We start from the raw sequence: 20714 nt of genomic DNA, 5'->3' as shown, positions 1-20714 counted from the left end.
CATGTCAGATACTCGCAACCCCCACCGGCAGCATTGGCAGCATGTGCTGCAGCGCACCCAGCAACGTATTCAACACCTTCCCCATCATCGCACCAGCGGGCGAGTGATTCGCGCCACCGGCATGGTGATTGAAGTCGTAGGCTTGCGTGTGGCGGTAGGCAGTGCCTGTCGTATCGAGCTTCCCAGCACCAAGACCCATGCAGAAGCTGAGGTGGTCGGGTTTGCAGGCGACAAATTGTTCTTGATGCCGCTTGAAGAAATTTCCGGTTTGATGCCCGGCGCGCGCGTGACACCCTTGGGTGAAGGCAGCGGTCATAGTGCACGGCGCTTCCCGCTCGGCGACGCCTTGCTGGGCCGAGTGCTGGACGGCAACGGCAACCCCCTGGATGATCGCGAGAGTGTGGAAGAATGCCCTCGCGCCACCTTGGCAACAACCCCCTTGAACCCTCTCGCGCGGGCACCGATCGACGCCCAGATCGATGTGGGTATCCGCGCCATCAATGCGTTACTCAGCGTGGGACGCGGCCAGCGTATGGGCTTGTTTGCCGGCTCCGGGGTGGGCAAGTCGGTATTGCTGGGCATGATGGCGCGTTATACCCAGGCCGATGTGATCGTCGTGGGCTTGATTGGTGAAAGGGGCCGCGAGGTTCAAGACTTCATCGACAATATTCTCGGCCCCGAAGGACGGCGGCGCGCCGTGGTGGTGGCGGCACCCGCGGACACCTCGCCGCTGCAGCGATTGCAGGGTGCTGCCTACGCCACACGGCTAGCGGAAGGGTTTCGTGATGAAGGGCGTAACGTGCTATTGATTATGGATTCCTTGACGCGTTATGCCATGGCCCAACGCGAAATCGCCCTGGCAATCGGTGAACCGCCCGCGACCAAGGGCTACCCGCCTTCCGTATTCGCCAAGCTCCCCGGCCTGGTCGAGCGTGCCGGAAATGCCGAACGCGGGGGCGGCTCGATTACCGCCTTTTATACCGTACTCACGGAAGGGGATGACCAGCAAGATCCCATCGCCGATTCGGCACGCGCCATTCTGGACGGCCATATTGTGCTTTCTCGGACCTTGGCCGAAGCGGGACATTATCCTGCCATCGATATCGAGGCCTCCATCAGCCGTGCCATGACAGCAATCACCACAGCGCAGCAGCAACGTCATGCCCAGCGCTTCAAACGTCTCTTCTCAAGGTACCAACGCAACCGTGACCTGATCAGTGTCGGCGCCTACAGTCCAGGGCATGATTCACAACTGGATGAAGCCGTTCAACGCTTCCCCGAGCTTGAACGCTTCTTGCAGCAAGAGATGAAAGAATGTGCAACCATGGACCAGTCGCATCAAGCACTTGAAGCGGTCGTAGGAGGGCAGTCATGAGTACATCGCAATTTGATACCTTGATCGAACTGGCTCGACGTTCACGTGACCAGGCCGGTCTTGCACTCGCCAACGAACGCAACAACGAACAACAGACCGTGGCGCAAGTGGAATCGCTGGGGCGTTACCGCCAGGAATATGCCCAGCGTCTACAAACCTCCATGCGTCAGGGTATCGATCCGGCAAGCATGTACAATTACCAGCAATTTCTCGCCTCGCTGGACGCCGCTCTGGTGAAGGCGCGCCAGGCATTGGCCGCCCAGCAGCAGCGCGTTACGCAAAGCCAGCACTATTGGCAGCAAGAGCAGCGCAAGCTGTCTTCCTACGATACATTGGCCTCACGCCGGGCGACCGAGCAACAACGCAATGAACAACAACGCGAGCAAAGAACCAGCGATGACTTGGTGAACGGTCGTTTGGCTCGCCGCCTTGCCGATACCCGCTCCTATTAGCGGCTCCAGGGAATGACATGACTATTCAAATGTTACTTTCGGCCGCTCAGGGCCAGAATAATCCGCCTAGCCTTCAGGCCAGTTCTAGTGAAGCCGGCGTACGGAAAGCAGGATTGTTCGATAATGCGTTAGCCAAGGCCTCGGCTCAACAGGGCAAGAGCGCCTTGGACTCAGCCGCTCCCTATGCCGACTTGCTGCAATCCCTGGAAGCTGAATCACTCGATCTGGATATCAGTGCACAAGAACTGGAAGCGCTACTCGAACAGCCACAAGACGGATTGACGACTGAAGCCACCGGCCTGAATGAAATTGCTGCGCGCCTTGCACTGTTGGCCGAGTTCGACACCCTTGAAGTGAGTGCTGAAGGCAAGAGCCTGCAAAGGGGCGAAATGACCCCGCTAGTACAGCTCACTGAGCTGGCACGCAGCATGGCGGCGTCTTCAGCTCAATTATCAACGCCATCTCAAGGCAGTGATACCTCTCGGGCTTCCCTGCTGGATGCCTTGGCATTGTCTCAACAAGCTCAGGCCATACGGCCATCCCTGGACACGACACAACTTCAGCGCCCAGCCAGCGAAAGTATGGGTACCCCCTTGGTGGACAGTCGACTTGCCGGCGGAAGTCTTCCCACGTCAGAGTCTTCCCTGTCCGCCGGCATGCAAGCCCAGCCTTCCTCTCAGTCTCAGCCAAGTCTGGTGGGCTTGAATGCAGTGACATCGGCACCTGCACAAGCCAGCATATCCACGCCGGTGGCTCATCAAGCCTGGCCGCAACAGCTTGGTCAACAACTGATGCAGTTCACTCAGCGGGGTGGCGAGCAGCAGATTCAAATGCAAATTCACCCCGCCGAACTGGGTCCCCTTTCCATATCCTTGAAGGTCAGTGAGCAAGGCACCCAAGCTCACTTTCTTTCCGCTCACGCTCAGGTGCGCCAAGTCATCGAACAGGCCATTCCTCAGTTGCGAGAAGCCTTGGCCGAACAGGGCATCTCATTAGGCGAAACCTCTGTAGGAGATCAACCTGATGGGCAACAACTTGCCGGTCAGAAATCACCCGGCCAACCAGGCACAGGCACCATTGGAACGGAGGTGAGTGACAGCGAAGGCGATGCACAAGCATCTTCTACCTTGACCGCCTCTTTGGATGGTCGCGTTGATCTCTACGCCTAGAAAAGCGCTGCAAGAAAAAAAGTTAAAACAAGAGATAGGCTCGCTCCGCGGGCTTGTTCCTTTCATCAGCCATGCCAGTTTTAGGCATAATACGCCTCACTGGGGCCAAGCTCGGAGTTAACAGGAACAATAATGGCAGAATCAAACAATGGATCGAAGAAGCTGCTCTGGATCATGGTATTTCTGGTGCTGCTTTCTTCAGCAGGTGCCGCCGCTGCCCTGTATATGGTCATGGGCCGTGAGACAGACAGTGCGACAAGCGAAGCACAGCAAGTGACCCAACGACAGGCCCCCATTTTTCTGCGTATCGAACCGTTTACGGTCAACTTGGCAGATGACACTTATGGCTCACGATTATTATATGTGGGCGTTACGCTGCGTGTCGGCGAACAGCAGAACAAGGAGCTCCTGGAAGAGCATATGCCCCAGGTACGCAGCCGCTTGCTCACCTTGTTTTCCGGTAAGCAGGCCAATGATTTGACGTCAGCGGAAGGTAAACAGCAGCTGGCGAATGAGGTCATTGGCCGGCTCAGTGTGCCCATGGCAGAAAATCAGCCTCTGCTGGATTTACGTGAAGTGCTCTTTACTGAATTCATCGTGCAATAACCCGGGAATCTGGAGCCGTCATGTCGCAGGACGATCTACTGTCCCAGGAAGAAATTGATGCCATTTTAAAGGGCGTCAGTGGTGAGGATGAACCTTCGTCAACGGCTCAATCAAAAGACGAAGCCCGCATTCGTCCCTATGATCCTTCCACACAACATCGTGTGCTTCGCGAGCGCCTGCACGCCCTGGACTTCATCAATGAACGTTTTGCGCGCTATTTCCGCACGGGCATGTTCAACCTGATTCGACGTAGTGTCGATATTACCGTGGAGTCGGTACGCTACCAAAGCTTCAGTGATTTCTCGCGTAACGTACCGGTACCTACCAACATCAACATTGTCGCCATGAAACCTCTACGTGGCTCGGCATTGATGGTTTTCCCTCCCAACCTGGTCTACATGGTGGTGGATAACCTCTTTGGAGGCGACGGACGTTTTGTAACAAAATCCGAAGGGCGCGATTTCACCAACACCGAACAACGCATTATTCAGCGGCTGTTAAAGCTGGCGATCGATGCCTACGAACAAGCCTGGAAAGTTATTTATCCTCTCGATATCCAGTTTCTACGTTCGGAAGTCCAGTCGAAATTTGCCAACATCACCAATTCTCCTAACGAGATCGTGGTGAATACTCATTTCAATCTGGAAGTAGGCAATCTTTCGAGTCAATTTCAGATTTCAATGCCCTACGCCATGATTGAGCCGTTGCGGGACCTGTTGGCCAACCCGGTCAACGACAGCAAACAGGCTCAGGACGGCTCCTGGACAAAGCGCATGGCTAGCGAACTGCGCCAGTCGGAAATCGAACTGGTGGCAGAGTTTGCCAAGATCCCTAGCCGTATCGCCCATGTCATGTCACTCAAGAAAGGTGACGTCCTGCCTTTCGACCTGCCCGGCACGGTCGTGGCCAGTGTTGATGGTGTACCGGTCATGGAATGCGACTACGGCAGCCAAAATCAGCAGCGAGCACTGCGGGTCTCCCGCATGCTCGACCATGCGGCCATGAACAATGTATCGTCCAACGACTTCATCAAGGGGTCACCGCTGAAGCAAGCCAAGGAATTCAAGCATGACTGATCCCAACAAGCCCGATCAGAATATTTCTGATGATGACCGGGCCGCCGCCATGTCCGAGCAGGATAAAACCGAGCAGGACACCACCCCCAGCAAGGAAGCCTTGCTCGAGGAGGATGATCCTTGGGCCGCCGCCATGGCGGAACAGCAATCCGCCGAGGAAGAACAGGCCGCCCACCAGGATGCAGCGCAGCCAGAGCAACCTGCTTCGCCGGCCAAGCCGGCCAGTGAGGAGATATTTCGTCCGCTATCGCAGGATACCGGCACGGGTCAGCCGCGTGATCTGGAAATGATCATGGATATCCCGGTCAAGTTGACCGTGGAACTGGGTCGCACCAAGCTCACTATCAAGCAGTTGCTCGAGCTCGCTCAGGGGTCGGTGATCGAGCTTGAGGGCCTGGCCGGTGAGCCTATGGATATCCTGATCAACGGCTATCTCGTGGCTCAAGGGGAAGTCGTGGTAGTGGACGATAAATACGGCATTCGTATTACCGAGATCATCACTCCCTCCGAACGGATTCACAAGCTGAACCGATGAATGCCGATACTCCTTCCGCACAGGACAGTGCGCCACTCGAAGCACTAGGTAACGGCAGTGACGCCTTGCTAGGCATGGCAACCTTGGGTAAAACCGCTGCTGCCCTGGCACTGGTGATTGCCATCATTCTTGCTTGTACCGCACTGCTGCGCCGCTGGAACACGCAACGCTTCCACCATGGGGCTCACCTCAAGGTAGTGGGAACCTCAGCGGTAGGTAACCGTGAGCGTGTGGTGGTTATCCAGGTGGAAGATACCTGGTTGGTCCTGGGTGTCGGCAGCGGGCGAATCACCAAACTGCATGAGCTACCCGTGCCGGAAGGACGAGATGCAACGTCCTTTTCCTCACAGAATGGCTTTTCCCGACGGCTGGACCAGGCCATAAACGCCTATTCGAAGCAAAAGAAAGGTGCCCCCCATGCACCTTCCGATTCTCGTCATACTCAATGAGACACTGGATGCCGTACTCCTTGCCTAGCTGGCAACGTCTGCTTGCAATAGGTTTGATCGGCCTGGCTTTGCTGCTACCGCTCGCTGCCGGTGCTCAAGAGATTCCAGGCATAGTGAGCAAGCCCTTGGAAGGCGGCGGGCAGCAATGGTCACTGAGCCTGCAAACGTTACTTCTGCTCAGCAGCATGGCTTTTCTGCCGGCAATTTTGCTGATGATGACCAGCTTTACCCGGATCATCATCGTGCTCAGCCTATTGCGCACGGCAATGGGTACCCAGGCGACGCCTCCTAACCAGGTCTTACTGGGGCTTGCACTTTTCTTGACGTTTTTCGTCATGTCGCCGGTATTGGCTCAAGTCTATGATAATGCATGGCTACCCTTGACCGAAGAAACCATCAATTTCGAAGAATTCATGCGGATAGCTCAACAGCCTTTTCGTGAATTCATGTTGGCCCAGACGCGGGAACCGGATATCGCCATGTTTGCACGTCTGGCGGATGTCGGGCCCTTGCAAGGCCCGGAAGACTTGCCCATGCGGGTTCTCTTGCCTTCCTTTGTCACCAGCGAGTTGAAAACCGCCTTCCAGATCGGGTTCACGATTTTCATTCCTTTCCTGATTATCGACTTGGTAGTGGCCAGTACGCTGATGGCCTTGGGGATGATGATGGTACCGCCCATCACGATTTCCTTGCCGTTCAAGTTGATGTTGTTTGTTCTGGTAGACGGCTGGCACCTGATCATCGGCTCCTTGGCGGAAAGTTTTTACATGATCTAGTCCGGCAGGCCAAGCCTATACCGGCGGCGAAAGGAGCACCTCCAATGACCCCTGAAATGGTCATGAATATTGCCTACCAAGGGATGCGCGTCACGCTATTTCTTGGCGGCCCGATACTGATGGCCGCCTTGATGACCGGCCTTATCGTCAGCCTTTTCCAAGCCGCGACTCAGATCAACGAAATGACGCTGACGTTTATTCCCAAGATCCTCGCCGTCTTTGCCGTGCTGGTCTTCGCCGGTCCCTGGCTGATAGGTCTGATCGTCGACTTCACGCGTCAGTTGTTTATCAACATCCCCAGCATGGTGATGTGACCAGTGGTCGAAGTCACCTTTGCCCAACTACAAGCATGGCTGGTGGCATTCTTGTGGCCGTTTGCCCGTATCACTGCCTTCATGGCAGCGGCTCCTTTATGGGGACACTCGAGTGTTCCCAACCAGGCCAAGGTGGGCCTCGCGGCTATCGTCGCGGTGGTCATTGCGCCAGTACTTCCCTCCATGCCTGAAGTTGCAGTGCTCTCCTGGGCAGGGCTTGGCATCATGGTGGAGCAGATATTGATCGGCCTGGCCATCGGCATGGTGATGCATGTCATGTTTGCCGTGGTTCAGGCAGCGGGTGAGTTCATCGGTTTGCAGATGGGGCTTGCCTTCGCCAGTTTTTTCGATGCCGCCAGCGGCACCAACATCATGGTGCTGTCGCGTATCTTCTACATGATCACCCTCTTGATGTTTCTCGCCTTCAATGGCCACTTGATGGTGCTGGAAACCCTGGTGATGAGTTTCCAGGTGCTACCCATCGGTATCGGCACCTTCAACCCAAGCGCTTTCGATATGCTGGCGCGTTATGGCGGCACCATCTTTGCTGCCGGCATGCTGCTGGCTTTACCGCTAGTGGCATCGCTCTTGATCATAAACCTGGCACTGGGCATCCTCAATCGCTCGGCACCCCAGCTCACCGTTTTCAATATCGGCTTTCCCATGTCGCTGATTACCGGGCTGGTGTTGCTGATGGTATTGATGACGGATATGGCAAGCTTCCTGCAACGTCTATTCAGCAACAGCATCGATTTCATGCAGCGCCTGATCGAGGCCATGGCACCGCTTGGCTGAACACCATCCAAGAAGAAATAGATACAAAAATGCCTTGGTCATGTTAACCAAGGCATTGAATAAACAAGCTACATGCAGAGCGTTACATGTAGTTGAACAGGGACATGCCTTTTACATCAACGAAGGCTTTCTGGGCTGCCTGCATCCCGACCTGGCGCAAGCTGTATTCGGAAATTGCCTCGTTGTAATCCAGATCGACCAGATCTGACAATGTCTGTTCGTAATTGAGCATCCGGTTGCTGCTCACGGCATCCACCACATCCAACTCGTTAAGCCGTGCCCCGGCCGAGGCACGCACCGTAAGAACGTTATCCAGGCTGTTATCCAGGTCACGCATGGCGGTATTGAGCGTATTGCGCAGGTCGGCTTTCTTGGCCTGATCATCAGCGGGGGTTTCCAGTACGCGGATGGCTTCTTCCATGGTACGGAAAAGATTCGGCTCGCGTTGATCACTGCCCGCCTGGGCGACAAGGATATCGTCGCCCGGTGCCGGCGTACCCTCAAGGCCAATCGACAACCCACCAAACTCCAGCGTGATACCCTCTTCGCTATTGGCTTCACTCCAGTTACCCGCGGGCAAAGCCCCGCCTGTCGTATCGGTGGTAACCCAAGCCGTCTCTTCGAATCGTTCGACCTGATAAGTCGGATTATCCGCAGTTCCATCAAATGTGACGCGGTAATCGCTACCGTAGCCATCGTCGTTGACGGCGCGCACTTGTGGTCCGCTGAACGTCACATTTCCTTGGTTGCCGGACTGTGCTTCCGCCACATATCCCGCCCCGCTGGGCACGCTCTTGAATATGGTCTCGCCGTTATCGGTTACCGGCATCAGGCGCGAGGCATCGATGCGCTGTTCACGGGCGTTGCTGTCACCGTTGTACTGAGCATTGCCCTCGGCATCTTTCACAAACGGGGGGGCATTATCCTTGTAACCACCGAACAGGTAGCGACCGTTACCATCGGTGGCATTGGCCTGGCCCAGCATGGTTTCGTAGATACCCTTGAGTTCGCTCGCCACTGACTGGCGATCGACATCGCTCAGGGTATCGCTGGAGGCCTGCACCAGCAGTGTCTTTGCGCTGATATTCGCATCGCTGATGCTGTTGAGAATGCTTTCTGTCTGTGCCAGCGAATTACGTGCCGATACGCGTGAATCCGCATACTGCTGAGTGACGGCCTTGGCTTGATCCACCCCCACTGCTCGTGAAGCAGCCTGGGGGTCGTCGGATGGATTGACTACTCTCAGGCCACTGGCAATTTGCTCGCTGACCTTGAGAAAGTCGCTCTGCTGGCGATTCATCGAGGCAACACCCTGCTCGAACATGGTGACGGTACTGATACGCATGCTTCAGTCTCCTTTCGATCAGCCCCGTAGGCCAAGAATGGTATCCATCAATGTTCCGGCAGTATCGATCACCCTCGCATTGGCCTGGTAGAACTGCTGGTAACGGATCAAGTTCGCGGCCTCTTCATCCAGGCTAACGCCGGACTCGGACTGTTGCACTGCCTTCAATTGATCCGTCAAGCCCTGCCGAGCATCCAGATTGACCTGGGTGATATTGGCCCGGTTGCCGACATCACTGACCATGGCGCCATAGGCACCGCTCACAGAAGCACTACCGCCGACAATCGACTCGGATTGCAAGTTCTGCAGGGCAAGAGCGTTGCGGTTATCGCCAGCGCCAGCAGCGACCCAACTACCAGGAGCATCATCGGGGTTTACAGGCTGACCGGCAGCAATTTTGTCCAGGTCAGCAATATTGGCTTCCATACCATTGCCTGCCCGACGGACTGGCTGAATCTCGAAACGATCACCATCAACAGGCGCTGTACTAAACTCAATGGCAATGCCACCAAAGGTCAGTGTACCCGTGTCATTCCAGACGTCTTCATCGAAATCTACCACCTGGCCATTATCGTTTCGCGTTACGACCGGGTCGCTGCCTTCAAACCGCACGGTATAGTCTGTGGCACGCAGTTCATCAATGGTAGCCGGATCAAATTCTGCGGAGCTGATTTCACCGGTATTATTGGTGTAGCCATAGGTTTGTGGCGAACGAACCTTGAAGAAATCTTCCCCTTGGTCGCCATTGAGATCTACACCCAGCTTGTGCTGCTCGTTGAAGGCAGTGGACAAGGATACGGCCAGTTGACCGATCTGATTCTGCGTCTTGTCCAAGGTCTCTTCACGGAAGTTCATCAAGCCGCCCAGAGCGCCGCCGGTAACCACGTCCTCACTCAGCGTCACCAGATTGCCGCCGCCATCACGGTAACCCACCACGGTACGCTGAGGATCGGCGTCCGATGTTACCGGTTCGAGCTTGTAGGAATCGGTACCGGTAACCAAAGGCTGACCATTGGGCAAGCTGATATTGTAGGTTTTGCCATCCTGGATATTCAGGCGAAGGTCCATCCGCTCGTTGAGCTCGGACACCATGTGATCGCGCTGATTCAGCAAACTGTTGGGAGCCTCGCCCGTACGGGCTCGCGCCAGGGCGATTTCCCGGTTCAGCCCGGCAATCTGCTCGGTGGTGTTGTTGATCTGGGTAATTTCGTCCTTGATCTGGTTATTGATATTGCCTTGCATATCTTGCAGATAACCATCGAAGGAGCGGAACTGAGCACTCAAGGTATTGGCCGTTCCCAATACGCCTTGGCGAGCTGCCGGGTCTGAAGGGGCACTTGCCAGGTCTTCCAGAGAAGAGAAAAAATTCTGCATCAACGGCGCCAGACCAGCGTCACGATCCGCCAATAAATTGTCGACCTGCGTCACTTGGTTTTGATACGCCTGCAAGGCACTGGATTGGGTTTTGGCACTGTTGAGCTGATCGGCGACATAGGTATTGAATTGACGCTCAATGTCGTTGACACGGACCCCGCCACCCTCGCGGCCTTCGCCAAGCTGAGTCAGCTCGCGATTGTAGCCAGGCGTATAGACGTTACTGATGTTGTTGCTAGTGGTATTCAGGGCATTCTGCGCTGCATTGAGGCCGCTTAGCCCAACAGAAAACATGCTCATGGTCTCAGTTCCTTAAGCCGATAGTCTTTCTATCGGCATTGCGCAGAATAACTTGAGGCTCGACTCAATGACTTAGCGGCTATCCGCCAGAAAATCACCGCCAGCGCTCAAGGGTCCCAGCGTATTCATCACGGCAATCAACTTGTCGGCATAGCGCGGGTCGGTAGCATAACCCCCCTTCTGCAAGGCATGGGCGGCCTGGTGAGCATCAGGGGCATTCAATACCGCTGCATAGCGTGAATTGTTACCAATCAGCCCGGCATAATCGGTGAATGCCTGTTCGAATGAGTCATAGGCACGGAAGGTATCCACCATTTGGGTACGACGCCCATTGATATATTCGTGGGTCACAACATCGGTGGTCTTGCCTTGCCATTGGCTGCCCGCCTTTATCCCAAACAGATTATGGCTATTACCTCCGTTGGAAGTGGCGATTTCATGGCGCCCCCAACCGGTTTCCAGAGCAGCCTGAGCCAGAATCAATTCAGCGGGCACCCCTGTGGCGCTGCTCGCCGCCTGGGCCGGTTTAGCTAATCGACCGATGAATTCCTGGATATGCCGGGGTGTATCACGCTGAGCACTGGCTTCTGGAAGCGCAGCGGTCACGACGTTATCGCTGGAAGTTGCTGTTGAGGAAGTTTCTGCTGAAATGGTGGCGAGTTCGTCCAGAAACGAGCCCGGTTTAGCCATTGCAGCAACTTGAGTATCTTCAGTAATGGTGGCGAGTTCGTCCAGAAAGGAGGCCGGTTTGGCCATTGCAGCAACTTGGGGTTCTGCCGCCATGTCTGAAGTGCGTAGTGGTTCATCCAGCACCCGCGGCGTTCCCCTGGGAATACCTGCAATCAAAGCTTGTGTCTCACTATCGACCTGAGGCGCCTCCCCCGGGCGATTTACCACGCCTTGGCGTTCAAGCTGCTCGACCAATGCATCGGCCAATCCCATGCCGCGCGAAGCCATGCTCTGGGACCATTGTTTATCCAGCATCGACTGGAACGTATCGGTCTCGCGGCTGTTCATCAAGCCGGAAGCCGGAATGGCATCGCGCATGCTTTTCATCATCATCTGAATGAATAGCGCCTCGAACTGCTGGGCAGCACCTTTTACACCGGCTTCCGGGTCCATTCTTGCGGTATGCTGCAAACGCTGCAGTCCCTGCATATCAAGCGCAAACTGATTGCTGATGTCCTGCACGCTCATCAAATGATCTCCAGTTCAGCACGTAGCGAGCCAGAAGCTTTCAGCGCTTCCAGAATCGACATCAAATCCTGGGGCGTCGCCCCTAGCGCATTCAAGGCCTCAACCACTTCACTCAATTGGGCACCTTCCACAATTTGCAGATAGGCCTCTTGCTGTTCGATTTCGATATCCGTATCCGGCACCACCACCGTTTCTCCTTCACCCAAAGGTGCAGGCTGGCTGACGCCGAAATTGGTATCGATCATGATCGAAAGGTTGCCATGGGCCACCGCCGCCTGGCGTAGGGTCACGGCACTATTGAGCACTACCGACCCTGTACGGGCATTCAATACTACTTTTGCCGGCGCCTGAGTGGGGGTGACCTGGACGTTTTGCACTCGCGCCATGAAATTCACCCTGGCATTGTCAGTGGTGGGGCCATCCAGGGCAATCACTCGGCCATTGCGTGCTGATGCCACTATCTGGCCGAATTCATTGTTGATTGCCTCGACCATACGTTGCACGGTACCGAAATCCGTATCGTTCAGCTGTAGTTCCAGCAGGCCGTCATTGGTGCCCAACGCAAGTGCCACCTCACGTTCGACCAAGGCCCCGTTAGGAATGGACCCACTCGCCTGCTGGTTGATCTGAACGCTGCTTCCTCCAGCCTGCGCCCCGGCACCCCCTACCAGCATGTTGCCTTGAGCAATGGCATAAGTGTCACCATCCGCGCCTTTCATCGGGGTCATCAAGAGGGTTCCACCCCGCAAACTTCTGGCATTAGCGATTGACGACACCACCACATTCAGCCGCTGACCGGGGCGGGCAAAAGCGGGCAAATCCGCCGTCACCATTACCGCCGCCACGTTACGTAACTGCATATTGGTGCCCGGCGGAATCGTCACGCCCAACTGGGAAAGCATGTTACTCAGGCTCTGGCTGGTAAAAGGTGCCTGAGTGGTCTGGTCACCGGTACTATCCAAACCCACCACCAGGCCGTAACCCACCAATTGGTTATCACGTACCCCGGCAAAACCCGCCAGTTCCCGGACACGCTCCGCCTGGGCCGGAAAAGCCAACAGGCACAGCAAGGCAGGAACCAGCAATTGCCGGCCCTGCCACCACGCGAAAGGTTTGGTTTTATTCATGATCATTGCTCAGCTCAGCTCGGTTCAGAACGGCGAAACGTTGAGGAAGAAACGCTGCAACCAACCCATGTGCTGGGCTTCATTGATATAGCCATCACCCACATATTCTATCCGGGCATCCGCCACTGAGGTGGAAGGTACGGTATTTTGGGTGGTGATCGTGCGTGGATTGACCACTCCCGCGAAGCGAATGAACTCAGTGCCCTGATTAATGGCGATCTGTTTTTCGCCACGCACACGCAGGTTACCGTTATTCATTACCTCAAGCACGGACACCGTAATGGTACCGGTAAAGGAATTGTTGGCTTGGGAGCCTCCGCCTCCGGAAAAACTATTTTCCCCGGACACATCGAAGCCGTAGTCCTCAAGTACACTCAACACATCCGGAATCTGTTCCAGTTCCAGGCCGGCAGATCCGCTGCGGTTGGCATCGGATTGAGAGTTTTTCGAGGCACTGACTTCCTCGTCCAGCACGATGGTCAAGATATCACCCACTGCACGCGGGCGACGATCCTCAAACAAGGGTTGATAGCCACGGCGGGCCTGGTAAATCGACCCGTTAGGCACCGGTGGAGGTCGATCAACGATAGTGATCTGCTCCTGTTCGCCCACCACCGAGGCCCGCGGTATCTGTGCGCATCCGGAAATCCCCAGAATCAACAATGCCAAAACCAGCAGTGCCCAGCGTCGCGAACTGGCTACCTTGGGCATGGCTTGGGTCGTCATTCTTCTCACCTTACAACTGGCTCAAACGTGCCAGCATTTCATCACTGGTGGTAATCGCTTTGCTGTTGATTTCGTAGGCGCGCTGGGTCTGGATCATGTTGACCATTTCTTCGACCACACTCACATTGGAACCTTCCACATAGCCTTGGAACAAACGCCCGGCGCCATTCATGCCCGGCATATTCTGGTTGGCTGCCCCGGAGGCACCTGTCTCAAGATAAAGGTTGCCACCGATGCTTTCCAGACCCGCCGGATTGATGAAGGTGGTCAAGCTGACCTGGCCAACCACGCTATCCTGAGTGACGCCCGGCTGGCGCACACTCACCGTGCCATCTTCGCCAATACTCACTGACAAGGCATTCTCTGGAATGAAAATCGCAGGTTCCATCGGGTAGCCATTGGCGGTGACCATCTGGCCGTTTTCATTCAACTGAAAGCTACCGTCGCGGGTATAGCCCGTGGTGCCATCCGGCATCAGTACCTGAAAGAAGCCACCGCCGTTGATGGCCATGTCGCGGGAATTTTCGGTTTGTTCCAGGCCACCTTGGGTATGTAAACGCTCGGTGGCCACGGCGCGCACCCCGGTACCTACCTGCATGCCCGAGGGCAAACGGTTCTGAATATCGTTCTGAGCACCTGGCTGACGCATGTTCTGATACAAGAGGTCTTCAAAGACGGGCCTTGAGCTCTTGAAACCATTGGTGCTGACGTTGGCCAGGTTATTGGAGATCACGTCCAGCTTGGTCTGCTGGGCCTCCAGGCCGGTCTTGGCCGTCCATAATGAGTTGATCATTTGATGAATTCCTTTAGTCCCTGAAAACTGGAGCACCTGAAAACTGGAATGCCTGAAGGCTCGATCAGCCCTGCATCGAAAGAAGGTTGTTGGCGCGTTGGGCATTTTCATCGGCGGTAGTGATGACTTTCATTTGCATGTCATAGCGGCGCGCCACGTCGATCATCGATACCATGGCGTCCACCGCGCTGACGTTGCTGCCTTCGAGTGCCCCACTGACTAGACGCGCATTTTCATCGCCCGCCAAAAGACCCGGCTGGCCTTCGTCATTCGCTGGCGCCCGAAACAGGCCGTCTTTTCCGCGTTCAAGATCACGGTTATCTTGCGGGGTTACCAGCTTGATACGCCCGACATTGGCCAATGCATCAGGATTTTCTCCCGCGCCGATGGCACTGAGAGTCCCATCGGCCCCTATGGAGATTTGCGCTCCCTGGGGAACGGCAACGGGCCCAGCATCACCCATCACAGGGCGGCCCAGATTCAATAGAACACCATCGCTGTCGATCTGCAGATCACCCCGACGGGTGTAGGCCTCGGTACCATCATCGGCTTGTACCGCCATCCAGGCATTGCCTTGCATGGCCACATCCAGGGTGCGCCCGGTTCGCGTAATCGGTCCTTGGGAGTGATCCGTCCCCGGCACCGTCGCCACGGTCGAGGTGCGAGTCGCCAGCAAGGCGTCCCCCTGTACCGGTACCGAGCGGGCCGCGTGCAATTGAGCGCGAAAACCGGTAGTGGAAACATTGGACAGATTCTGGCTGACCACGGATTGTTGGTCCATGCTCAGCTTGGCGCCGCTCATGGCGGTATACAGCATACGATCCACGGCTTACTCCCTTTGATGACGAGCGAAACGGATGAGGGTTACAGGTTGATAATGGTCTGCAACAGCTCATCCTGGGTGCTGATGGTCTGGGAGTTGGCCTGATAGGCGCGCTGGGCAATGATCATGTCGACCAATTCAGCCGCCATGTCCACGTTGGAGGTTTCCACGGCACTCGGTTCAATCAGACCACGCAGGCCGGTTCCCGGCGCACCCACCAACTCTTGGCCGGAAGCCCCCGTGGCCGACCAGAGGTTATCTCCATCCGGCTTCAAGCCTTCCGGGTTACGGAAGCTGACCAGCGCGACCTGGCCTGCGGCAAGAGACTGCTCGTTGGAGTAGTTGCGCATGATCGTACCATCGTTACCGATGGTGACGCCGACAAGCGAACCAGAAGTGTAGCCATCCTGGTTGATATCATTGACGGTGGAATTGTTGGCAAACTGAGTAGTCCCGGCAAAGTCAATAGCAACATTCAATTCTGCAAGCTGATCACCATCAAATTCGTCAGCAGTTAAGTTCAAAGTGGCCGCACCGCCAGCTTCCAATGCGCCGTTCGCATCAAAATCCAATGTAGTGGCATCTGCAGCTGCATAAGTACCGGCACCTTCAGGCCCACCAGTCATTCTAAGACCAACATTCCATTGGTTAGTAGCTGCATCAGTCTTGGTGAAATACATCGTCAGATTTCGAGCATTACCTTGAGAATCATAAATCGTGGCATTTGTAGAATATGAATAATCACCAGAGTCCAAACCTGCCAAGATATCTGCTTCGGCAGGAGCCGTTAACTCTCCTTCTTCTGAATCCAAGTTCAATTCGATATCCAATCCAGTAGTGGCGCTGGCAGCTAAATCACCCGCATCCACTCTTAATGCCTCAACATCACCACCTGCCTGCACTTCACCGGCAGCGTTGGCGGCATAGCCCATGATGCTGGCACCTTGAGCATTCACCAATTTGCCATCAGCAGTCATGGTCAGCTGGCCATTACGCGAATAACCCACTTCACCACTGGGCTGCTGAAAACGGAAGAAGCCTTCGCCAGCAATTGCCAAGTCCATATTGCGGTTGGTGGACTCGATGTTGCCTTGGCCAAAGTCCTGCAGAGTGGCGGAGTTACGCGTACCCAAGCCGATGCGCGACTCGGCGAAAACGTCGGCAAACTGGACGCTGGAGCTCTTGAACCCCACGGTCTGGGAGTTGGCGATATTGTTGCCCACCGCACCCAGTGTTTGTTTTTGGGCGTTCAGACCGCTCAAGGCTTGTGAAAAGCTCATTGGTGTTCCCCTGAAATATTGTTAACTGCCTAATTATCAAAGAATCTGCTTGACTTGATCCAGCGTGACTTGACCGTAGACGCCGCCGAGATCCAGCTTCACACTGCCATTCTCATCGGCGGGCGTGATGCCATTGACCAGTGCATAGTTCAGCGCATCAGACTGGAGGGACTCACCCTCAGCGTCAGTGGCCTTGTAGCTTACTTTGTAGGAGCCATCAGTGACGGGATCGCCATCGGTGGTGGTACCGTTCCAACTGAACGACTCCACGCCGGCCCGCACAGCGCCCAAACTCTTCTCGTAAACCACCTCGCCACTCTGGCTGGTCACGCTAAGCTGGACATTTTCCGCTGGGCGATCCAGCTCGATCCCGAATGGCGTGGCGTAAACCCCGCCTTCATCATCCGAATGTACCTTGACGGTATCTCCAGGCACCAATACGGCCTTGTCGATCAGCCCAGCGGCCTGCAGGGTTTGGCCGGCATTCATCTGAGCGGTGATGCCATTGAGCGTATCGTTAAGCTGCTCGATTCCACTGACGGTGTTGATCTGCGCCAACTGGGAGGTCATTTCCGCGTTTTCCATCGGATTCAGCGGGTCCTGATTTTCCAGCTGCGTGATCAGCAGGGTCATGAAGCTTTCACGCAACTCATCGGACTGGCTAGCCGGCATGCCGGTCTTACCACCATTATTGATGCTATTGATGACGCTGGTATCGATATTCATAGGATTAACCTTCTCCCAGAGTGAGCGTTTTCATCATCATCTGCTTGGTGGTGTTCATGACTTCGATATTGGCCTGGTAGGAACGCGAAGCGGAAATCATGTTGACCATTTCATGCACGGGCTCGACATTGGGCTTGGTCACGTAGCCGTCGGCATCAGCGGCGGGGTGGCTGGGCATGTATTCCATACGCAGCGGAGAAGGATCCTCAACCACTTCAGTCACCCGCACGCCACCGATCCCATAACGATTCTGGGACTGGCTTTCAAACATCACCTGCTTGGCACGGTAGGTCTCGCCATCCGGGCCCGCTACGCTATCGGCATTGGCCATGTTGCTTGCGGTCACATTCATGCGCTGCGACTGGGCGCTCATGGCGGAACCCGCAATATCAAAGGCGGAAAACATCGACATTCAGTAAAACTCCTGCCGGTTATTCCGGCTGCATGGCATTCTTCAGGCCTTGAATGCGGCTGTTCAAGATCGTTAAAGCGGCCTGATAGCGCACGGAATTATCGGCGAACTGGCTGCGTTCCCTGTCCATATCCACGGTATTGCCATCCAGGCTGGGCTGGTCTGGAATGCGATACAGCAATTCACTGTGGCTGCCTCCCGTAGGCGGCCCCGCTCCCTGCAGATGACGCTCGGAGGTACGCGATAGGACCAAGCCACCGCCGCCAGCCGGCGACTGCCCGCTTTCCACGGCTTTTTGCAGCTCACCCGCGAAATCCATATCGCGCGCTTTGTAATTGGGCGTATCCGCGTTGGCAATATTGGCTGCCAGCACTTCATGGCGGGCCTGGCGCAGACCTAACGCTTGTTGATGATAGTTAAAGGCAGATTCAAGTTGATCGATCATGCCGTTCCTCTCTGAGAGGCAAAATTCAAAGGGTTTTTGTTGATGATGAAGACTACCTTCATGAATGTCAGCCTAAAGCATGGAACAGCTCATGTTTCACCCAGCATTTCTCATTCTTCCGTACGCTGGTACAGGCTATACTCAGTGGCTATCTTCTCTTTTTGCTGACCTCTGGCGACCTTTCCATGCGCTTGTTTATTACCTGTCACTGGCTGCGTCACGCGATTGCCATCGTCGGCTTGGGCCTGTTAGCTGAAAATGTCACTTGGGCCTCCGAGACAGATGAAGCGCTCATGCAGCGCGTTCATGGCTTTCTTTTCGAGCAGGCACAGCCGCTGGGAGAGGAGGTAATCATCGAATTGCGCACCCCTTCACGCCACCTACCGCCCTGTATCGACCCAAAGCCTTTCTTGACCAATTCAGACCAGGCGCCTGTCGGGCGAATTTCCGTCGGAGTGCGTTGTGGCGAAGATGGGCGCCAGGTACGCTATATGCAGGCTGAGATCGGCGTAATCGGCACTTATATGATTGCAGCGCATGACATTGAACGTGGCGCAGTCATAAGCTCCTTGATGCTAACCAAGCGCTCAGGCAATCTGAACGAGCTTCCCGCTCAAGCGCTGCTTGAAGCAAAAGCCATCGTGGGACAAATGACGCGCCGCCCAATACGCGCGGAAAGTATCTTCCAGGCGCATTTTCTGCAAAAGCCTCCCTTGGTGGAACGCGGCCAGCGTGTGACGGTCGAAGCTCGTGGTAGCGCTTTTCGCGTGACGCGGGAAGGTGAAGCCTTGGAAACCGGGGGGGCAGGAGACCGTATTCGGGTTCGCTTCGGTCCTAGAGAACTCATTTCCGCAAGGGTCACTGAAAACGGTACCTTGGTGGTGGATTTTTAGCGCAAAATAGCTAAAGTTCTTCTTCTCGCAGTCGATACCTAGTGGTAACCAGCGCACAAGGCTATTCGACGGTGACGACGAGGCAGACAACGTGAAAATCGACAATATCCATTCGCTCTTGCGCACCAACCAGGCGCCACAGCGAGAAGAAACCCAAAAGGCCGGCCCTGCCAAAGCACCTGAAGCGGCAGCGCATTCCTCCAGCACCACCCAACTCAGCCAGAGTAATGTCAGCGACAGCCAGGATATCGACGTTGCCCGGGTGGAGGAAATTCGTGCAGCTATCCGTGAAGGCCGTATGGAAATCAATGCCGACCGTATCGCAGATGGCCTGATTGCCAATCTCAAGGAAACGCTTGGAGACGACCAGCAATGAGTCTAGCCCGCTTGCTCGATGATCAACAACAGCGTTTGCAAGCCTTGATAGCGCTACTTGAGCAGGAGCAACAATTGCTGGCTCAGGGCGATATTGATGGTGATGCTCTCGCTACTATCGCACATGAAAAACAAGCCGTGCTGAGTGACCTGGAGCGGATGGAAACCTTACGCCGCAACGTGCAGAAACGCCTGGGCTATGCCGATGGCCATCAAGGTGCCGTGGAAGCTGCTCAGGATGCGCAATGTGCCACTGCTTGGGAAACACTGCTGACCAAAAGCGAACGTGCCGCCCGCCTGAATGAACTCACGGGGCAAATGCTTTCCTTGCGCATGAAACATAACCAGCAGATGTTGGATTATATTCGCCACATCGCAGAAAAAACGCTCTACAAGCCGGACGGCCGCAATAGCTCCCAGCCTAGGCGCATCAACGCCTCTGCCTGACCCTCGACTTTCCCGCATTAACACGCTTGAATGACTGCTCATCAGTCTTTAGAGCTCTCCTATGCTAACGCAATTACCCGAGAATTTTACTGCCTTGGTCACTGGAGCTTCAGGTGGCATTGGCGCTGCCATAACCGAGGCATTGCTGAATTGCCCGCACCTGGGCCAGGTCATTGCAGTCAGCCGCCAAGATTCAACAATTACCGATCCACGCCTTACATGGCTCAAGCTTGATGTTTCGGTAGAAGCCGACCGCTTGGCGTTATGTGAACACTTGAATAAACAGCCACTGCATTTGGTGTTCAATGCCATCGGCACACTTCACGATGAAGCACGTGGCATTCAGCCGGAAAAACAACTTGGCCAACTCAATGAGGAAGCGTTATCAAGCTTGTTTCATACCAATGCGATAACGCCAGCATTGCTTCTTAGCGCTTTGCAGGATTCCCTTAAAGGCAGCCATCCCGCTATTTTTGCTAGCCTTTCGGCACGGGTGGGATCCATTTCTGATAACCGGCTGGGCGGCTGGTATGCCTATCGTGCAAGCAAGGCCGCGCACAACATGCTGATGAAAACGGCGGCGATAGAGCTGAAGCGCTTTAACAAGAAGGCTGTCGTGCTTTGCCTGCATCCCGGCACGACTGACACCGCTCTTTCCCAGCCCTTTCAAGCTCGCGTCCCCGAACACAAACTGTTCACACCCGATTTCGTGGCAGAACGCTTATTGTCAGTCATTTCACAACGCACACCTCAAGACACCGGTACCTTCTGGGATTGGGAAGGCAAACCTGTCGATTGGTAATACAGTTTTATTCTTTATCGTCCGTACTACGAACACCTCCCGGCCTGCCCGCCATGAGCAACAGGCCGGGAGACCGGCTATAAATAAAAACCTCCGGGCATC

At 55.3% G+C, this 20714-nt stretch carries 25 protein-coding genes; 14 read left to right on the top strand and 11 right to left on the bottom strand.

Annotated features, from left to right (window positions below; genetic code table 11):
- The first annotated feature begins 1 nt into the window (after position 1).
- The 10 genes from fliI to fliR all read left to right on the top strand — a co-directional run bounded on the left by fliI (position 2) and on the right by fliR (position 7547).
- Positions 2 to 1375 carry a flagellar protein export ATPase FliI gene (gene fliI / locus LG290_RS00505; protein WP_499835803.1) on the top strand — a complete coding sequence of 458 codons (1374 nt, stop codon included), beginning with the start codon at positions 2 to 4 and terminating at the stop codon, positions 1373 to 1375.
- On the top strand, positions 1372 to 1827 hold the full coding sequence (gene fliJ / locus LG290_RS00500; RefSeq protein WP_499835802.1) for a flagellar export protein FliJ: 456 nt from the start codon (positions 1372 to 1374) through the stop codon (positions 1825 to 1827). Before fliI ends, fliJ begins: the two co-directional genes overlap by 4 nt.
- A gap of 17 nt (positions 1828 to 1844) precedes the next feature.
- A complete protein-coding gene (locus tag LG290_RS00495; RefSeq protein WP_499835801.1) occupies positions 1845 to 2996 on the top strand; it encodes a flagellar hook-length control protein FliK in 1152 nt (383 codons plus the stop codon).
- A 132-nt stretch (positions 2997 to 3128) separates the two neighbouring features.
- Complete coding sequence (fliL, locus tag LG290_RS00490) at positions 3129 to 3602, top strand: flagellar basal body-associated protein FliL (RefSeq protein WP_499835799.1); 474 nt, start codon at positions 3129 to 3131, stop codon at positions 3600 to 3602.
- Positions 3603 to 3622: 20 nt separating this feature from the next.
- The gene (gene fliM, locus LG290_RS00485) at positions 3623 to 4678 is read left to right on the top strand and encodes a flagellar motor switch protein FliM (protein WP_499835798.1); all 1056 of its coding nucleotides are present in this window, start codon (positions 3623 to 3625) and stop codon (positions 4676 to 4678) included.
- Positions 4671 to 5213: a flagellar motor switch protein FliN gene (fliN, locus tag LG290_RS00480; protein WP_499835797.1), complete on the top strand. Its 543-nt coding sequence runs from the start codon at positions 4671 to 4673 to the stop codon at positions 5211 to 5213. The genes fliM and fliN overlap by 8 nt, the downstream gene beginning before the upstream one ends.
- A complete protein-coding gene (fliO, locus tag LG290_RS00475) occupies positions 5210 to 5662 on the top strand; it encodes a flagellar biosynthetic protein FliO (protein WP_499835796.1) in 453 nt (150 codons plus the stop codon). The genes fliN and fliO overlap by 4 nt, the downstream gene beginning before the upstream one ends.
- 8 nt (positions 5663 to 5670) lie before the next feature.
- Positions 5671 to 6438, top strand: coding sequence for a flagellar type III secretion system pore protein FliP (gene fliP, locus LG290_RS00470; RefSeq protein ID WP_499835795.1), 768 nt, complete (start codon positions 5671 to 5673; stop codon positions 6436 to 6438).
- A gap of 44 nt (positions 6439 to 6482) precedes the next feature.
- Positions 6483 to 6752 (top strand): flagellar biosynthesis protein FliQ, encoded by a 270-nt coding sequence (gene fliQ, locus LG290_RS00465; protein WP_499835794.1) that lies wholly within the window; start codon positions 6483 to 6485, stop codon positions 6750 to 6752.
- Between the two features lie 3 nt (positions 6753 to 6755).
- Positions 6756 to 7547, top strand: coding sequence for a flagellar biosynthetic protein FliR (gene fliR, locus LG290_RS00460; RefSeq protein WP_499835793.1), 792 nt, complete (start codon positions 6756 to 6758; stop codon positions 7545 to 7547).
- 82 nt (positions 7548 to 7629) lie between these two features.
- On the opposite strand, the gene flgL is transcribed toward fliR, so the two are convergent.
- From flgL to flgB, 11 genes are all read right to left on the bottom strand, one after another.
- Positions 7630 to 8892: a flagellar hook-associated protein FlgL gene (gene flgL, locus LG290_RS00455; protein ID WP_499835792.1), complete on the bottom strand. Its 1263-nt coding sequence runs from the start codon at positions 8890 to 8892 to the stop codon at positions 7630 to 7632.
- A gap of 18 nt (positions 8893 to 8910) precedes the next feature.
- Positions 8911 to 10566 carry a flagellar hook-associated protein FlgK gene (gene flgK / locus LG290_RS00450; RefSeq protein ID WP_499835791.1) on the bottom strand — a complete coding sequence of 552 codons (1656 nt, stop codon included), beginning with the start codon at positions 10564 to 10566 and terminating at the stop codon, positions 8911 to 8913.
- Between the two features lie 72 nt (positions 10567 to 10638).
- Positions 10639 to 11763: a flagellar assembly peptidoglycan hydrolase FlgJ gene (flgJ, locus tag LG290_RS00445; RefSeq protein ID WP_499835790.1), complete on the bottom strand. Its 1125-nt coding sequence runs from the start codon at positions 11761 to 11763 to the stop codon at positions 10639 to 10641.
- Complete coding sequence (locus LG290_RS00440; RefSeq protein ID WP_499835789.1) at positions 11763 to 12890, bottom strand: flagellar basal body P-ring protein FlgI; 1128 nt, start codon at positions 12888 to 12890, stop codon at positions 11763 to 11765. Before LG290_RS00440 ends, flgJ begins: the two co-directional genes overlap by 1 nt.
- A 24-nt stretch (positions 12891 to 12914) precedes the next feature.
- Positions 12915 to 13601: a flagellar basal body L-ring protein FlgH gene (locus LG290_RS00435; RefSeq protein ID WP_499836993.1), complete on the bottom strand. Its 687-nt coding sequence runs from the start codon at positions 13599 to 13601 to the stop codon at positions 12915 to 12917.
- Positions 13602 to 13626: 25 nt separating this feature from the next.
- Positions 13627 to 14409: a flagellar basal-body rod protein FlgG gene (flgG, locus tag LG290_RS00430; protein WP_499835788.1), complete on the bottom strand. Its 783-nt coding sequence runs from the start codon at positions 14407 to 14409 to the stop codon at positions 13627 to 13629.
- 64 nt (positions 14410 to 14473) lie between these two features.
- The gene (locus tag LG290_RS00425) at positions 14474 to 15235 is read right to left on the bottom strand and encodes a flagellar basal body rod protein FlgF (RefSeq protein WP_499835787.1); all 762 of its coding nucleotides are present in this window, start codon (positions 15233 to 15235) and stop codon (positions 14474 to 14476) included.
- A 38-nt stretch (positions 15236 to 15273) separates the two neighbouring features.
- Complete coding sequence (gene flgE, locus LG290_RS00420) at positions 15274 to 16512, bottom strand: flagellar hook protein FlgE (RefSeq protein ID WP_499835786.1); 1239 nt, start codon at positions 16510 to 16512, stop codon at positions 15274 to 15276.
- A 36-nt stretch (positions 16513 to 16548) separates the two neighbouring features.
- On the bottom strand, positions 16549 to 17238 hold the full coding sequence (locus LG290_RS00415) for a flagellar hook assembly protein FlgD (protein ID WP_499835785.1): 690 nt from the start codon (positions 17236 to 17238) through the stop codon (positions 16549 to 16551).
- Between the two features lie 4 nt (positions 17239 to 17242).
- The gene (flgC, locus tag LG290_RS00410) at positions 17243 to 17650 is read right to left on the bottom strand and encodes a flagellar basal body rod protein FlgC (RefSeq protein ID WP_499835784.1); all 408 of its coding nucleotides are present in this window, start codon (positions 17648 to 17650) and stop codon (positions 17243 to 17245) included.
- A 19-nt stretch (positions 17651 to 17669) separates the two neighbouring features.
- Entirely contained in the window at positions 17670 to 18095 is a 426-nt protein-coding gene (gene flgB / locus LG290_RS00405; RefSeq protein ID WP_499835783.1) for a flagellar basal body rod protein FlgB, read from the bottom strand.
- A gap of 185 nt (positions 18096 to 18280) precedes the next feature.
- Between flgB and flgA the strand changes: the two genes are divergently transcribed.
- The 4 genes from flgA to LG290_RS00385 all read left to right on the top strand — a co-directional run bounded on the left by flgA (position 18281) and on the right by LG290_RS00385 (position 20612).
- Positions 18281 to 18988 carry a flagellar basal body P-ring formation chaperone FlgA gene (gene flgA / locus LG290_RS00400; RefSeq protein ID WP_499835782.1) on the top strand — a complete coding sequence of 236 codons (708 nt, stop codon included), beginning with the start codon at positions 18281 to 18283 and terminating at the stop codon, positions 18986 to 18988.
- A 91-nt stretch (positions 18989 to 19079) separates the two neighbouring features.
- Positions 19080 to 19364: a flagellar biosynthesis anti-sigma factor FlgM gene (gene flgM / locus LG290_RS00395; protein ID WP_499835781.1), complete on the top strand. Its 285-nt coding sequence runs from the start codon at positions 19080 to 19082 to the stop codon at positions 19362 to 19364.
- Positions 19361 to 19810: a flagella synthesis protein FlgN gene (locus tag LG290_RS00390; RefSeq protein ID WP_499835780.1), complete on the top strand. Its 450-nt coding sequence runs from the start codon at positions 19361 to 19363 to the stop codon at positions 19808 to 19810. The genes flgM and LG290_RS00390 overlap by 4 nt, the downstream gene beginning before the upstream one ends.
- 61 nt (positions 19811 to 19871) lie before the next feature.
- Positions 19872 to 20612, top strand: coding sequence for an SDR family NAD(P)-dependent oxidoreductase (locus LG290_RS00385; RefSeq protein WP_499835779.1), 741 nt, complete (start codon positions 19872 to 19874; stop codon positions 20610 to 20612).
- The last annotated feature ends 102 nt before the right edge of the window (positions 20613 to 20714 follow it).

The organism is Halomonas sediminis, assembly GCF_044871105.1.
Lineage (GTDB): Bacteria > Pseudomonadota > Gammaproteobacteria > Pseudomonadales > Halomonadaceae > Vreelandella > Vreelandella zhuhanensis.
Note: the sequence above shows the minus strand (reverse complement) of the source record. Positions and strands in the feature narration are given on the sequence as shown.